Consider the following 13,177-nt stretch of genomic DNA (forward strand, 5'->3'; position numbering starts at 1 on the left):
CTCCTGTCACGCGCTGGCTAGAAGGGGGGACGGTAACAGAGAGGCCCCGATGCGCAAGGCACCCCAGATCATCATCGCCCTGATCCTCCTCATCTTTATCGGATGGGGCGGCTACTGGGTCGTCGGGTCGCAGGCGACCGAACGCGTGCTGGCGGGCTGGTTCGAGGACCGGCGGGCCGAAGGCTGGACGGCGCAGTACGACAGCCTCAACACGGCGGGTTTTCCCAGCCGCTTCGACACCACCATCACCGACCTCAACATCGCCGACCCCGAGACGGGCATCGCCTGGTCCGCCCCGATCTTTCAGAACCTCTCGCTCAGCTACAGCCCGACCGAAGTGATCGCGGTCCTTCCCGGCGAACAGGTCTTCGCGACCCGTGACGCGAGCCACCGCATCACGTCCGAGACCTTCCGCGCCTCGGCCTCCTTCGCCCCCGCCGTGGAGCTTCCGATCCGACGCAGCGTGATCGAGATCGACGGGGCCACCATCGCCACGACCGCCCGGGGCGAGACACGCGAGACGGGGCTGGAACACGCCCAGATCTCCATGCGCGAAACCCCTGACCGGCAGGGCCATGTCTATGATTTCGACGTGAACGCGACCGGCATCCGCCCCGATCCGGCGCTCCTGTCCGGCGCGCGCAACGCCGGGGCCATTCCCGAGGTCATCGACCGCGCCCGCCTCACCGCCACGGTGCGCTTCGACAACCCGTGGGACCGCTTCGCCATCGAACGCGCCCGGCCGCAGCCGCGTGAAATCGAACTCACCCGCCTGTCCGTCGACTGGGGCGCGCTGACCCTCGACGCGACCGGCGTGCTGGTGGTGGGCCAGAATGGCGTTACCGAGGGCGAGGTGGACGTGAAGGCCGAGAACTGGCGCGACATGATCGCGGTGGCGCAGGCGGCGGGGGCCGTGCCCGAGATGCTCGTGGGCACCATCACCCGCGCGGGCGAAATGCTCGCCCGCCTCTCGGGCGACCCCGAGACGCTGGACGCCACGCTCCGGTTTGAAAACGGTCGCGCGTTCCTTGGCCCCGTGCCGCTTGGCCCGGCCCCGGTGATCCGCCTGCCCTGACGCTTAACGCTGGCGGCGGGCCGTCAGCCAGCCGACCCAGGCCTCCACGCTGCCCGCGAAGGCGTTGAGGTCCACGTTCCCGTTCACGCCCTTGGCGACACCGGTGCCGCTGTATTGCCAGAAGGTCCAGCGCTCGTCCGGATACCGCTCCGACGGGTGCGCCGCGACCGAGCGCAGCCAGAATTCATAACCCGCCATCTGCCCAAGATCGTTCTCGGCGTAAAAGTCGGGGGTGACATAGATCACCGGCGCGGTGCCGTAGTGGTTGGACACGATCGACGCATACTGCCGGATCTCGTCGCGCACCGTCGCGCCATCGGGCCGGCGCTTGCAGGTGCGGGACTGGTGGTTCCACTCCATGTCCAGCATCGGCGGCAGGTCTCCGGCCACGCGCGGGACGTTCTTGATGAACCACCGTGCCTGTTCGGCGGGCGTGCGGCAGAAGTAGTAGAAGTGATAACCCCCGACTGGCATCCCCGCCGCCCGCGCGCGCGGCGCGTTGATCTCATAGCCGGGGTCGAGGTGGTCGCCCCCTTCCGTCACCTTGAGCCATGCGAAGTTGATCCCGTTCGCGCGCGCCGTGGCGAAGTCGATCTCACCCTGATAGCGTGATGCGTCGATCCCGTGGACCGGGTAGGCATCGGGCCGCGGCGAATGTTCGGTCCAGTCGATCGGATCGGTATCCCCGAACATCGAGGGGATACCGGTGGTCTGGTAGTTCTCGGGCAACAACGGCTTGGGCGCGGCCATGCGCCCGCGCGACGGGCCGGAGCCGCAGGCGGCCAGCGCCACCGCCGCCGCGAGCATGAGGGAAAGGGCGACGGATCGCCGGATCGTTTCGTTCATCACTGTTCTGCCTCGGTCTTTTCGGCAGACGTTAGACGATCCGGCCCCCAGGCGCATTCACGTTGTCGCGTCCGGCGGCAAGGAACCGCCGGTCGCGCGGTTCAGGCGCTTTCGCCCGTGGGCACCGTGTATTTCCCGGCTTCGCTCTGGCCCAGGATGATGACCCGCGTGCCGTTTTCGACATTGGCCGCAAGGTGGATGGCGTCCTGGTGGAACATGCGGATGCAGCCGCCGGATTCCTCGCCGCCCACGGTCCAGGGATAGGGCGTGCCGTGGATACGGTAGAGCGTGTCACGCCCCCCGCGATAGAGATAGAGCGCCCGCGCGCCCAGCGGATTTTCCAGCCCGCCTTCGAGACCGCCGCGCACGGGGCCGTATTTCTCAGGCTCACGGCGCAGCATGTTGGCCGTCGGCGTCCAGTAGGGCCAGGCCTTCTGATGGTTCACCCGCGCCTCGCCCCGCAGACCCCGGCCCGCCTTACCCACTCCGACGATATAGCGCATCGCCTCGTTCGGGCCGGAAATCAGGTAAAGCTTGTAGTCATAGGGATCGACCACGATCGTCCCTTCGGGATAGGGCGAATAATACGGAACGTATTGCCGCGCCCGCTCTTCCGAGAGGTACTGGCGTGGCACGGCGGGCACGATGAACTGCCCGTCGTCGAATTCCCGGTACATGGATCGCGTTTTCGTCGAAATGACCGGCAACACTTCCCCGGTCGAGGTCACCGCCGTATCCTCGGTCGGCACCGTCGTACAGGCGGCAAGAAAAGCGCCGAGCGCAAGGCCCGCCGCCAGTTTCGTCAAACGCAAAGCAATCAAGGGTCGTCTCCCGGTTTTCCTGCCGCCCCCAGGCGACTCGGAGAAAAACTGTCTTCCAAGAGTCAGTTAACCGGGGGGAAGCCTGTGATAACAATGGCAAAAGAGTCTTTTTTTCGTGAAGAGACGCGAAAATGTGGTGCTGCGGCAACGCGGATCGCCCCCTTCACGTCCCTGTCAGACGGCGGATTTTGCTTGCGTCCGGGCCCGAAATGACGCATGAGCGGAATGCACACTTGAATTCGCGATCCTGTTCCTATTCGGCCAGCATTCGATCTTTAAGCTGCCGAGCCGCCGCAATACCGTGGGCGGCAACACGAAAAAGGAACATTCCAATGGCGAATGGCACTGTAAAATGGTTCAACGCAACTAAAGGTTTCGGCTTCATCGAGCCGGAAGGTGGATCGAAGGACGTCTTCGTTCACATCTCCGCCGTTGAGCGCGCTGGTCTGACGACCCTGAAGGACGGCCAAGCCGTGACCTTCGACCTCGAAGCCGGTCGCGACGGTCGCGAATCCGCGTCGAACATCGCGCTGGCCTGAGCCACGCGAACCGGATGCCTGAGCATCCGTGAGGATCAAACGGGGCGCCTTGGCGCCCTGTTTTCGTTTCGGGACCCGCTCAAAGCGGATCGGCCAGCACCAGAACCCACGTCACGTTCTGCCCCGTGCCGGACACGCCCAGCGCAAATTCCTCGAAATCCGGGTCGAGCAGGTTGGCATTGTGCCCCGGCGAGTTCTGCCAAGAGGTCATGGCTTGCTGCTCGGATTGCTGTCCTTGGGCAAGGTTTTCGCCCACTTTCCGATACTGGTAGCCCGTCGCCGCAACACGGGCGCCGATGTCGGACTTGCCAGCATTGTGCGAGAACTGGTTCGTCGCGACGAGATAGCCCGCGTAAGATTGCGCGGCATTGTCGAGTTGTTGGTTCCAGGTGAGCGGCATCTCCCCTGCACTCGTGCGCACCCCGCTGAACAGCGTCGAGAACGAGGCGTCCTGCGTCGCGTTGCCGACGATTGCCGTGTTGATGGTCGGATCGGGAAGGTAGGAGTTCAGGGCCCAGGCCGGCGCATTCGGATCAAGTCTTTCCCCACCCAGCGGTGGCGGTGCAAAAAAACTCGTTCCTCCCATGCAGCCCGAAAGCGCGGAGACTGCCGCGACGCCCACAAGTGTCTTGATGAAATGCATTACGGAATCCCCCATGAGTATTGCTTGATGATGTGCCGACAACCGGCATCGCGCAACACTCCATCGAGTGCCGGGGGGTCAGGCCTCCGCGGCCATCCTCGCTTCCAGCACGTCGAACGGCACGCCCGGCTCGTCCTTGGCGTCGCGGATGACGAGCGAGGTCTTCACGCTGCCCACGTTCTCCGCCGCCGTGAGTTGCTCGGTCAGGAAGGTCTGAAAGGTCGACAGGTCCGGCGCGACGCACTTGAGGATGAAGTCCACCTCGCCGTTCAGCATGTGACACTCGCGCACGAGCGGCCAGTTGCGGCAGCGCTCCTCGAACCGCGACAGATCCGCCTCGGCCTGGCTTTGCAGCCCGACCATCGCGAAGACCTGCACCTCGAAGCCCAGCGCGCGGGCGTCCACGTCGGCGTGATAGCCCCGGATGAAGCCAGCCTCCTCAAGCGTGCGCACCCGGCGCAGACAGGGCGGCGCGGAAATGCCCACGCGCTTGGCGAGCTCCACGTTGGTCATGCGGCCGTCGCCCTGCAACTCGGCAAGGATCATCCGGTCGATCGGGTCCAGTTTCGCGTTCGGCATGCGCCATCCCCCTGCTGATTTGGCGAACCTTACCGTGAGGCCCGCGCTTGCGCAATAATATTTCGCATTTGCGCAACATCATGTCTCAAGGCGTGAAAAGTGACAGCACGCCGCAGGGGGTTCCGGGGGGCGGGTGGCATCACTATATCGGGCAGGACTTACACTTCGAAGGGATTCGTCATGTCCGGTACGCACAACACCCGTGTTCTGATCATCGGCTCGGGGCCGGCCGGTTACTCTGCCGCCGTCTATGCCGCACGCGCGATGCTGAAACCGATCCTCGTGCAGGGGATGGAGCCGGGCGGCCAGCTCACCACCACCACCGAGGTCGAGAACTACCCGGGCTTCACCGAAGTCCAGGGGCCCGACCTCATGGTCAAGATGGAAGAGCACGCGAAAGCGATGGGGACCGAAGTGGTGACCGACATCATCACCGATCTCGACCTGTCCAAGCGGCCCTTCGTGGCGCAGTCCGACAGCGGTGCGACCTATGTGGCCGACGCCGTGATCCTCGCCACCGGCGCGCGGGCCAAGTGGCTCGGGCTCGAGACGGAAGAGAAGTTCAAGGGCTTCGGCGTCTCCGCCTGCGCCACCTGCGACGGGTTTTTCTACCGCGGGCAGGAGATCATCGTGGTCGGCGGCGGCAATACCGCCGTCGAGGAGGCGCTGTTCCTCACCAACTTCGCCTCCAAGGTCACGGTCATCCACCGCCGCGACGAATTCCGCGCCGAGAAGATCCTCATCAACCGGCTCGAGAAGAACCCCAAGATCGAGGTCATGTGGGACCATGTGCTTGAGGAAGTCACCGGCACCGACATGCCGCTGGGCGTCGAGGGCGTGCGCGTGAAGAACGTGAAAACCGGCGAGGTCTCCGAGATCGACGCCAAGGGCGTGTTCATCGCCATCGGCCACGCCCCCGCGTCGGAACTGGTCAAGGACCAGCTCGAAACCCATCACGGCGGCTATGTGAAGGTCGAGCCGGGCACGACCCACACCTCGATCCCCGGCGTCTTCGCGGCGGGCGACCTCACCGATCACATCTACCGGCAGGCCGTGACCTCCGCCGGCATGGGCTGCATGGCGGCGCTGGACGCCGAACGCTGGCTCGCCGAACAGGGCGAAGCGGAGCCCGCCGCCGCGGTGGAGGCCGAGAAGGCCCCCGTCTGACGTCCGGACCACAGCGAAACGACGAACGCCGCTCCGGGGACCGGGGCGGCGTTTTCTCTATGGATTGGTGAAAAAAGAGAACCAATCGGGGAAATCCCGACAAACTATCCCCAATGCGGGACCATTCCGACGCCCGATTTGCGCGAACGCCCGTTGCGCGACTATGCTCGTAGCCGGGGGGCATTCAATGACACAGATTTTCAGACCCCCGTCATTCATCAAGGGGGGACCAAGATGGCAAAACGTCATTCAAACGGAAACGGCAAGGGACATGACAACGGTCGCGGACGCGGCCATGAAGAGGGGCACCACGGCAAGGGACGGGTCGACCCCGTCGATGTCGACGAATACGGTGTCGTCCACCTCAACCTCGACACGACCTACAGCTTCGACGAGAAAAAGCATTTCATTCTGCTGAAGGCCGACGCCAAAGGCGCGCCCGCGGTCAAGCTGGGCAAGGACGCGACATTCGCGGCCGAGGACGCCCACAAGCTCGACTTCGGTGACGACCTGCCCGACCGGATCAACCTGTCGGGGATCGAGTTCATCGGCGCCGACACCTCGGGCACGGGCGGCGCAGAAACCTCGGTCGATCTTTCCGACTTCCTCGACACGCTCTTCGCGGAAACCGACGCGGCAGGTGCTATGGACATTCTGTCGATCAACGGTTCGCCCGCCGACACCTTCGCAGTGGTCTGGGAATACCTCGACGACGGCTATGTCGACGAAGGCTACTTTGCCTCGGTGAACGAGAACTTCGTGAGCCTCGGCCTCGCCTATGCCGAGTTTCTCGCCGACGGGGGCACGCCGCTCACCGACATGATCGGCAAGTTCACCCCGGACGACGGCGACGCCAACGACACGCCGGAGCGCCTCCAGTCCCTGCATGACAACATGCTGGGCAACCTGGGACGCGGCCCGATCGAAAGCCGGTTCGGCGCGGGCACACCCGAAGCCGAGGCCCTGATCGCCGCAGTCGAAGCCATCGACCCGGACCTGCTCGACCGCCCCTACTACTCGGGGAACGAGAGCGCCGAGGCAGCTTATGACGCTGTGCGCGAATACGACTACGACCACGGGTATGCGCGGACAGATTACGTCGAAACCTTCTTCGGCGAGGTCGATGGCCGGGCGACCGAGAACGGCGACGGGATCGAGATGATCTTCGGCGACGGGAACTCCGACGACCACTATGCCGTGACCCGGCACGAAGGCGCAGGGGTCGAACTGGCGCTCAAGGCCAAGCTGCGCGGTGTCGGCGACCTCGACCCGAACAATGTGGTCTACAACGCCGATGGAACGGCAGTGTTCACGGTCGAAGCGGACCCCGCCAGCACGGACCGCATGGAATGGAACATCGACTGGGCCGCGACCGTCACCGAGGCCGGTGACAACGACAGTTTCCAATTCAAGTTCCTCGCGGACGTCGACGGATCTGCGGCCGAGGACTTCGTCGATCTCACCGGGACCGGCGGGGAATACACCGATGGCGTCACGAAGCTCCAGAATTCGTGGAACTACGGCTTCTTCCTGGATTCCATGTTCGACACCACCGATGCGGAAGGCGATTACACCGTCCGGCTGGAAGCCTGGGATGACGGCGTCATGATCGTAGCGCAGGAAATCTACCTCGACGTGGTCTGACCTAGCCGACCGCGCAGGAAAAAGCCGCCCGGACATGGCCCGGGCGGCTCTCGCTCAGATACAGTGAGCTGATCGGTCCGCTTACTGCGCGGGCAGAAGCACGGTGTCGATGACGTGGATCACGCCGTTCGACTGCTTGACGTCGGCGATGGTGACGTTGGCCACGTTGCCGTTTTCGTCTTCGATCATGATGTCGTCACCTTCGTAGGTGACGCTCAGCGTGCACGGGCCCACGGTGTCGACCGGGTGCGTGCCGCCGTCATCGTCGACCATACCCATGATGGCGTCCGACATGGCGTTGGCCGCGACCACATGGCAGGTCAGCACGTTGGTGAGCATTTCCTTGTTCTCCGGCTTCAGCAGGTCATCGACCGTGCCGTCCGGGAGCTTCTCGAACGCCGCGTTGGTCGGCGCGAAAACGGTGAACGGGCCTTCGCCCGAGAGCGTCTCCACGAGGCCGGCCGCCTTGACGGCCGCGACGAGCGTGGTGTGATCTTCGGAGTTCACCGCGTTTTCCACGATGTTCTGGTCTGCCGGCATCTCGGCGCCGCCCACCATCGGGTTGCCGCCTTCATGGCTGGCAGCGAAAGCGGGCACGGTGAGAGCGGCGAGGGCCGCAGCGGCTACAGTCGTCTTGAACATTGTATGTCCTCCTTGTCAGTTGATGCGATTTGCTATCGAACACTGAAGGTACGGGTGGCGGATGGCCGGTAGTTTCACCACAAGGTTCACGCCTGCGTGATAAGCGGGACTCGATTTCTCTTATCCTTCGGGAAGGATAAATCCGGCCCATCGCCGTCGCTCCGGGCAGAACGCGGTTTCGCTGCAACGCAGCATCGCGGGACGTCGCTCTTCTTTTCGCCTGCCCTGCCCCACGGGTTGCCAACCGGGCCCGCGCGGGGATACATGCCCCCGACCGTATTCCGAGGTCCCGATTACAACACGAAAAGGCCGTCGCGACATGTTGCCCAACCTCGCCCCCATTCCCGAGCTTTATGTTTCCTACGAAAGCGCCCAGAAACTGAAGGTGGAGGCCGGCGATCTCGTCTCGTGGGACCTCACCCCGCGCCAGATCTGCGACCTCGAACTCCTGATGAACGGCGGCTTCAACCCGCTCAAGGGCTTCCTGTCCGAAGCCGACTACGACGGCGTGGTCGAGAACATGCGCATGGCCGACGGCACGCTCTGGCCGATCCCGATCACGCTCGACGTGTCCGAGGATTTCGCGGCCAACCTCACCGAAGGTCAGGACATCGCGCTGCGCGATCAGGAGGGCGTGATCCTCGCCACCATGACCGTCACCGACAACTGGGTGCCCAACAAGGCGCGCGAGGCCGAGAAGGTCTTTGGCGCCGACGACAGCGCCCACCCGGCGGTGAACTACCTGCACAACCACGCGGGCAAGGTCTATCTCGGCGGCCCCGTGACGGGCATCCAGCAGCCGGTGCATTACGACTTCCGCGCCCGTCGCGACACGCCCAACGAGCTGCGCGCCTTCTTCCGCAAGATGGGCTGGCGCCGCGTCGTGGCCTTCCAGACCCGCAACCCGCTCCATCGCGCGCACCAGGAACTGACCTTCCGCGCCGCCAAGGAAGCGCAGGCCAACCTGCTGATCCACCCGGTCGTGGGCCTGACCAAGCCGGGCGACGTCGACCACTTCACCCGCGTGCGCTGCTACGAGGCGGTGCTGGACAAGTACCCGCAGTCCACCACGACCATGTCGCTCCTCAACCTCGCCATGCGCATGGCCGGCCCGCGTGAGGCCGTCTGGCACGGGCTCATCCGCCGCAACCACGGCGTGACCCACCTCATCGTCGGCCGCGACCACGCGGGCCCCGGCAAGAACTCGGCGGGCGAGGATTTCTACGGCCCCTACGATGCCCAGGACCTCTTCCGCGAGCATCAGGATGAAATCGGCGTCGAAATGGTGGACTTCAAGCACATGGTCTATGTGCAGGAACGCGCCCAGTACGAACCCGCCGACGAGATCGAGGACAAGGATGACGTCACCATCCTCAACATCTCCGGCACCGAACTGCGCCGCCGCCTGCAGGAAGGTCTGGAAATCCCCGAGTGGTTCTCCTTCCCCGAAGTGGTCAAGGAACTGCGCCGCACGCGCCCGCCGCGCTCGCAGCAGGGCTTCACCGTGTTCTTCACCGGCTTCTCCGGCTCCGGGAAATCGACCATCGCCAACGCGCTTATGGTCAAGCTGATGGAGATGGGCGGCCGCCCCGTGACGCTGCTTGACGGTGACATCGTGCGCAAGAACCTGTCGTCGGAGCTTGGCTTCTCGAAAGAGCACCGCGACCTCAACATCCGCCGCATCGGCTATGTGGCGAGCGAGATCACCAAGAACGGTGGCATCGCCATCTGCGCCCCCATCGCCCCCTACGCGGCCACCCGCCGCGCGGTGCGCGAGGACGTGGAACAGTTCGGCGCCTTTGTCGAGGTCCACGTCGCCACCTCCATCGAGGAATGCGAACGCCGCGACCGCAAGGGGCTCTACAAGCTGGCCCGCGAAGGCAAGATCAAGGAGTTCACCGGGATCTCCGACCCCTACGACGTCCCCGCCGACCCGGAACTGCGCGTCGAGACCGAGAACGTCGACGTCGACAACTGCGCGCATCAGGTGATCCTGAAGCTCGAAAGCATGGGCCTGATCGCGGGGCAGTAATCTCTGCGGTTCATGTCAGGAAGATTGGAAACCGGGGCCTGTGGGTCCCGGTTTTTTTGTGGGCACACATGCCGGAAAGCGCGTTCAGGCCGGTGGCCGGATCAACCATCCGTCCGTGCGGCGATCATGGCGGTCGAAACCATGCTGAACACTGTCTCGTCTTTCTGGTTGGTCATCCAGATGCGCGTTGTCACCAGGCCCTTGCGGGGATTGGAACGCGAGCGGCGAAGCGCCGTCGTCTCCCGGTGTGCGGTCAGTCGGTCGCCTGGACGCACGACCGCGCTCCACCGCACCTCATCAGTTCCAAGGCCCATCGTGGGATTGCCGCCGTAGCCGCCCGCCTCGATGAACAGCTTCAACGTCAGCGCCATGATCATCATCCCAGACGCGATGATCGTTCCATGCGGTCCCTCGGCTGCGGCCACGGGATCGATGTGCATCGACTGTGGATCGAATTCCTGCGCATAGGCGATCATTTTCGCCTCATCCATTTCGATCTCGCCGCTATGCCAGAGGCCGCCGACCGACAGGTCTTCGAAATAGATCGGTGTCATGCGGTGCCTTTCAGTCGTGAATGTCGCGGCGGCAGGTCCGGTGCCTCTACCATGGTCCCTGCTGGAGCCACTCTTCGAGAAGCTCCATCTTTTCGACGCCGAAGAACGGCTCGTCTCCGACACGGAAGAACGGTGAGCCGAACACGCCTTTCGCGACCGCGTCGTCGGTTGCTTCGCGCAACAGCGCGGCGGCGCTGCCATCGTCGAGTGCGGCGCGCAGGTCGGCGATGTCTGCCCCACCCGCCTGTGCGCAGCCCAACGCGACATCCAGATCGCCGATGTCGCGATCCTCGATCCAGTAAGCGTGAAACAGGTTCCGGGCGACCGGTTTCGCCGTGTCCGGCCGGTGCGCCCGCAGCCAATGAAAGATCCGCCCCGCCGGTAGCGGGTTCGCCGGCTCCTGCCCGAACGCGCGGCCGAGTTCGATGCCGTGGCGCCTGCAATAGCGGCGCGCGTCGCGTTGCGCATAGGCGCTTTTCAGTGGCGTTTTCGGCACCGGGGGCAGGCCCATCACCTTCATGATCGTCACGCCCGTGAGAAACGAGTGCCATTGGGTGCGGTAGCCGTGACGGGCGGCCAGTTCGTCGATCCGCAAACTCGCCAGATAACCGAAGGGCGAGATGAAATCGAAGTAGAAGTGGACGACCGGCTCAGCCCCCGCATCCCCGGTCATGGTTGATGCACCGGCTGCGCACGCCCGAACAACAGTTCGTAGGCCACAAGTCCCGCGCCAAGCGCGACACCGGCGAGATCGGTGAGGTATGCCCCCTCGAAAGCACCGGCGGGGACGAGCGCCATCAGCCCGCTCAACCCGATAACGGCCCGGCGAAATGGCGCGAGCGGGCGCACCAGATAACCGGTCATCGCGACCGAGCCGAGGAACACACCGGCGACCGCCGTCGTGGCGGCAAGCGCGCTTTCGGCGACGGTGCCCTGAAGCACGAGGGCCGGAGAGAACACGAAGAGGAAGGGCACGATATAGGCGGTCCATCCATAGCGCATGGAGGCGAGCGCGGTTGCGATGGGCTCAGCCCGCGCGATCGAGGCGGCGGCATAGGCGGCGACCGCCACGGGCGGCGTGAGGAACGACAGAAGCCCGAAATACATCACGAAGAGATGCGCCGCGATCGGTTTGACGCCGACCTCGATCAACGCAGGTGCGACGAGCGCGGCGAGCAAGACATAGACACCGACAGTCGGAAGGCCCATGCCGAGCACGATGCAGACGGCCCCGGCGATCAGCAGCAGCAGCAAGAGGCTGTCGCCGCCGACTGCGACCAGGGCGAGCGTCAGGTTGAACCCGAGGCCGGACAGCGACAGAACGCCGATCACGATGCCCGCGCCGGCGCAGATCAGCACGATGTCGAGCGCCGACATGCCCGTCGACACAAGGCCACGACGCACCGCGGTGAACGTCGGGCGCTTGCCTTGGTAGCCAAAGGCGAACGCCACCACCAGCAGGGTGACGATGGCCCAGACCGCGGCCATCTGCGGTTGCCAGTTGAACCGGAACAGGCCCATCACGAGGACGACGAAGGGCAGCAGGAAATGCCAGCCGTCCTTCAATACCTTGCCGAGGCGCGGCAGTTCAGAGGCCGGGACCGCCGCGATGCCGGACTTGCCGGCGTCGAGGTCCACGACGAAGAAGAGCGCAACGTAATACAGCAGCGCCGGCACGAGTGCGGCGAGCAGGACCTCGGCATAGGTGATCTGCAGAAACTCGGCGATCAGGAACGCCGACGCGCCCATCACCGGGGGCATCAACTGGCCGCCGGTCGAGGCGACAGCCTCGATCCCGCCGGCCCGGGCCGGGGAATACCCGGCGCGCTTCATCCACGGGATGGTGACCACGCCGGAGGCCACCACATTCGCCACGGCGCTGCCCGAGATTGTGCCGAATAGGGATGAGGCGACGACCGCGATCTTGGCCGAGCCGCCGCGGAACCGGCCCATCAGGGCCAGCGACAGATCCGACAGGAACTGCGCCCCGCCCGTGACGCTCAGAAGCGCACCGAAGAGGAGGTAGGCGATCACCACCGTGCAGGCGACGATAATCGGCAGGCCGAGCATACCGTTCAGGTCGATCGCGATGACGGCGGCCAGCCGCTCGATATCCGAGCCACGGCCTTCGAGTATGCCGGGCACGAGGTCGCCGAACAGACCATAGAGCAAGAAGACGACGATGATCGCCGGAAGCGCCCAGCCGGATGAGCGGCGCAGGGCTTCGATCGTCAGGACGATCACCACGAGGCCGGCGGCGACACCATCGGGCGGGCGCATCAGCACCAGATCGACAAGGTCGGGAATGCGCACCGCGAGGTAGGCACCGGCCGCGAAACCCACGAGCCCGAGGATGATGTCATACCACGGCGGGGAGCTTCTACGCGCCCCCCGCCGCAGGGGTAGGGCCACGAAGGCCAGAAGCAGCGAAATCGCGAGCATACCGGCCACGAATTGCTGCGCGACGATCAGAACACCGACACTGCGGAACAGGTCCGCCCCCCAGGCGACGGATCCGGCTGTCAAAAGGATGCCCAAGGCGGCGACGATGCGCCGCGCGGGGCCTTTCAGAACCGGGGTGTCAGTCGCCTCGGGGTCCAATGCCGTCGTCATGTCCGTTTACTGCCGTGCCGTG

General features: G+C 64.8%; 13 protein-coding genes. 5 read left to right on the forward strand and 8 right to left on the reverse strand.

The genetic code is table 11. From position 1 onward, the window contains the following. Window positions 1-49 precede the first annotated feature (49 nt). A complete protein-coding gene (locus tag B2585_RS09570; protein WP_292022388.1) occupies window positions 50-1,075 on the forward strand; it encodes a DUF2125 domain-containing protein in 1,026 nt (341 codons plus the stop codon). Window positions 1,076-1,078: 3 nt separating this feature from the next. On the opposite strand, the gene B2585_RS09575 is transcribed toward B2585_RS09570, so the two are convergent. Further along, a complete protein-coding gene (locus tag B2585_RS09575) occupies window positions 1,079-1,921 on the reverse strand; it encodes a GH25 family lysozyme (protein ID WP_292022389.1) in 843 nt (280 codons plus the stop codon). Window positions 1,922-2,022: 101 nt separating this feature from the next. Next, the gene (locus B2585_RS09580) at window positions 2,023-2,727 is read right to left on the reverse strand and encodes a L,D-transpeptidase (protein ID WP_292022392.1); all 705 of its coding nucleotides are present in this window, start codon (window positions 2,725-2,727) and stop codon (window positions 2,023-2,025) included. A gap of 347 nt (window positions 2,728-3,074) precedes the next feature. Between B2585_RS09580 and B2585_RS09585 the strand changes: the two genes are divergently transcribed. Beyond that, window positions 3,075-3,281 carry a cold-shock protein gene (locus B2585_RS09585; protein ID WP_292022394.1) on the forward strand — a complete coding sequence of 69 codons (207 nt, stop codon included), beginning with the start codon at window positions 3,075-3,077 and terminating at the stop codon, window positions 3,279-3,281. A 79-nt stretch (window positions 3,282-3,360) separates the two neighbouring features. On the opposite strand, the gene B2585_RS09590 is transcribed toward B2585_RS09585, so the two are convergent. After that, entirely contained in the window at window positions 3,361-3,924 is a 564-nt protein-coding gene (locus tag B2585_RS09590; protein WP_292022396.1) for a CAP domain-containing protein, read from the reverse strand. 78 nt (window positions 3,925-4,002) lie between these two features. Then, entirely contained in the window at window positions 4,003-4,503 is a 501-nt protein-coding gene (locus B2585_RS09595) for an Lrp/AsnC family transcriptional regulator (RefSeq protein WP_292022398.1), read from the reverse strand. 180 nt (window positions 4,504-4,683) lie between these two features. On the opposite strand from B2585_RS09595, the gene trxB reads away from it, so the two are divergent. Next, on the forward strand, window positions 4,684-5,670 hold the full coding sequence (gene trxB, locus B2585_RS09600; protein WP_292022400.1) for a thioredoxin-disulfide reductase: 987 nt from the start codon (window positions 4,684-4,686) through the stop codon (window positions 5,668-5,670). 234 nt (window positions 5,671-5,904) lie between these two features. Continuing rightward, window positions 5,905-7,314 carry a hypothetical protein gene (locus tag B2585_RS09605; RefSeq protein ID WP_292022402.1) on the forward strand — a complete coding sequence of 470 codons (1,410 nt, stop codon included), beginning with the start codon at window positions 5,905-5,907 and terminating at the stop codon, window positions 7,312-7,314. A gap of 81 nt (window positions 7,315-7,395) precedes the next feature. On the opposite strand, the gene B2585_RS09610 is transcribed toward B2585_RS09605, so the two are convergent. Beyond that, on the reverse strand, window positions 7,396-7,956 hold the full coding sequence (locus B2585_RS09610) for a fasciclin domain-containing protein (RefSeq protein ID WP_292022403.1): 561 nt from the start codon (window positions 7,954-7,956) through the stop codon (window positions 7,396-7,398). Window positions 7,957-8,275: 319 nt separating this feature from the next. On the opposite strand from B2585_RS09610, the gene B2585_RS09615 reads away from it, so the two are divergent. After that, window positions 8,276-9,988 (forward strand): bifunctional sulfate adenylyltransferase/adenylylsulfate kinase, encoded by a 1,713-nt coding sequence (locus B2585_RS09615; RefSeq protein ID WP_292022405.1) that lies wholly within the window; start codon window positions 8,276-8,278, stop codon window positions 9,986-9,988. 101 nt (window positions 9,989-10,089) lie between these two features. Here the strand turns inward: B2585_RS09615 and B2585_RS09620 are convergent, their stop codons facing one another. Genes B2585_RS09620 through B2585_RS09630 form a run of 3 tightly spaced genes read right to left on the reverse strand, consistent with a single transcriptional unit; the run spans window position 10,090 to window position 13,155 of the window. Next, window positions 10,090-10,542, reverse strand: a complete 453-nt coding sequence (locus B2585_RS09620; protein WP_292022407.1) for a MaoC/PaaZ C-terminal domain-containing protein — start codon at window positions 10,540-10,542, stop codon at window positions 10,090-10,092. Between the two features lie 46 nt (window positions 10,543-10,588). Continuing rightward, a complete protein-coding gene (locus B2585_RS09625) occupies window positions 10,589-11,215 on the reverse strand; it encodes a 2-hydroxychromene-2-carboxylate isomerase (protein ID WP_292022409.1) in 627 nt (208 codons plus the stop codon). Continuing rightward, window positions 11,212-13,155 (reverse strand): TRAP transporter permease, encoded by a 1,944-nt coding sequence (locus B2585_RS09630; RefSeq protein WP_292022411.1) that lies wholly within the window; start codon window positions 13,153-13,155, stop codon window positions 11,212-11,214. Before B2585_RS09630 ends, B2585_RS09625 begins: the two co-directional genes overlap by 4 nt. Window positions 13,156-13,177: the final 22 nt, after the last annotated feature.

Source organism: Maritimibacter sp. UBA3975 (assembly GCF_002384975.1).
Lineage (GTDB): Bacteria > Pseudomonadota > Alphaproteobacteria > Rhodobacterales > Rhodobacteraceae > Maritimibacter.

Bases quoted from the DNA above. Each gene is read 5' to 3' on its own strand.
- B2585_RS09620 (WP_292022407.1), bottom strand. From the start codon at position 10,542: ATGACACCGATCTATTTCGAAGACCTGTCGGTCGGCGGCCTCTGGCAT.
- B2585_RS09590 (WP_292022396.1), bottom strand. From the start codon at position 3,924: ATGCATTTCATCAAGACACTTGTGGGCGTCGCGGCAGTCTCCGCGCTT.
- B2585_RS09615 (WP_292022405.1), top strand. From the start codon at position 8,276: ATGTTGCCCAACCTCGCCCCCATTCCCGAGCTTTATGTTTCCTACGAA.
- B2585_RS09625 (WP_292022409.1), bottom strand. From the start codon at position 11,215: ATGACCGGGGATGCGGGGGCTGAGCCGGTCGTCCACTTCTACTTCGAT.
- B2585_RS09595 (WP_292022398.1), bottom strand. From the start codon at position 4,503: ATGCCGAACGCGAAACTGGACCCGATCGACCGGATGATCCTTGCCGAG.
- B2585_RS09585 (WP_292022394.1), top strand. From the start codon at position 3,075: ATGGCGAATGGCACTGTAAAATGGTTCAACGCAACTAAAGGTTTCGGC.
- B2585_RS09610 (WP_292022403.1), bottom strand. From the start codon at position 7,956: ATGTTCAAGACGACTGTAGCCGCTGCGGCCCTCGCCGCTCTCACCGTG.
- B2585_RS09575 (WP_292022389.1), bottom strand. From the start codon at position 1,921: ATGAACGAAACGATCCGGCGATCCGTCGCCCTTTCCCTCATGCTCGCG.
- B2585_RS09630 (WP_292022411.1), bottom strand. From the start codon at position 13,155: ATGACGACGGCATTGGACCCCGAGGCGACTGACACCCCGGTTCTGAAA.
- B2585_RS09605 (WP_292022402.1), top strand. From the start codon at position 5,905: ATGGCAAAACGTCATTCAAACGGAAACGGCAAGGGACATGACAACGGT.
- B2585_RS09570 (WP_292022388.1), top strand. From the start codon at position 50: ATGCGCAAGGCACCCCAGATCATCATCGCCCTGATCCTCCTCATCTTT.
- trxB (WP_292022400.1), top strand. From the start codon at position 4,684: ATGTCCGGTACGCACAACACCCGTGTTCTGATCATCGGCTCGGGGCCG.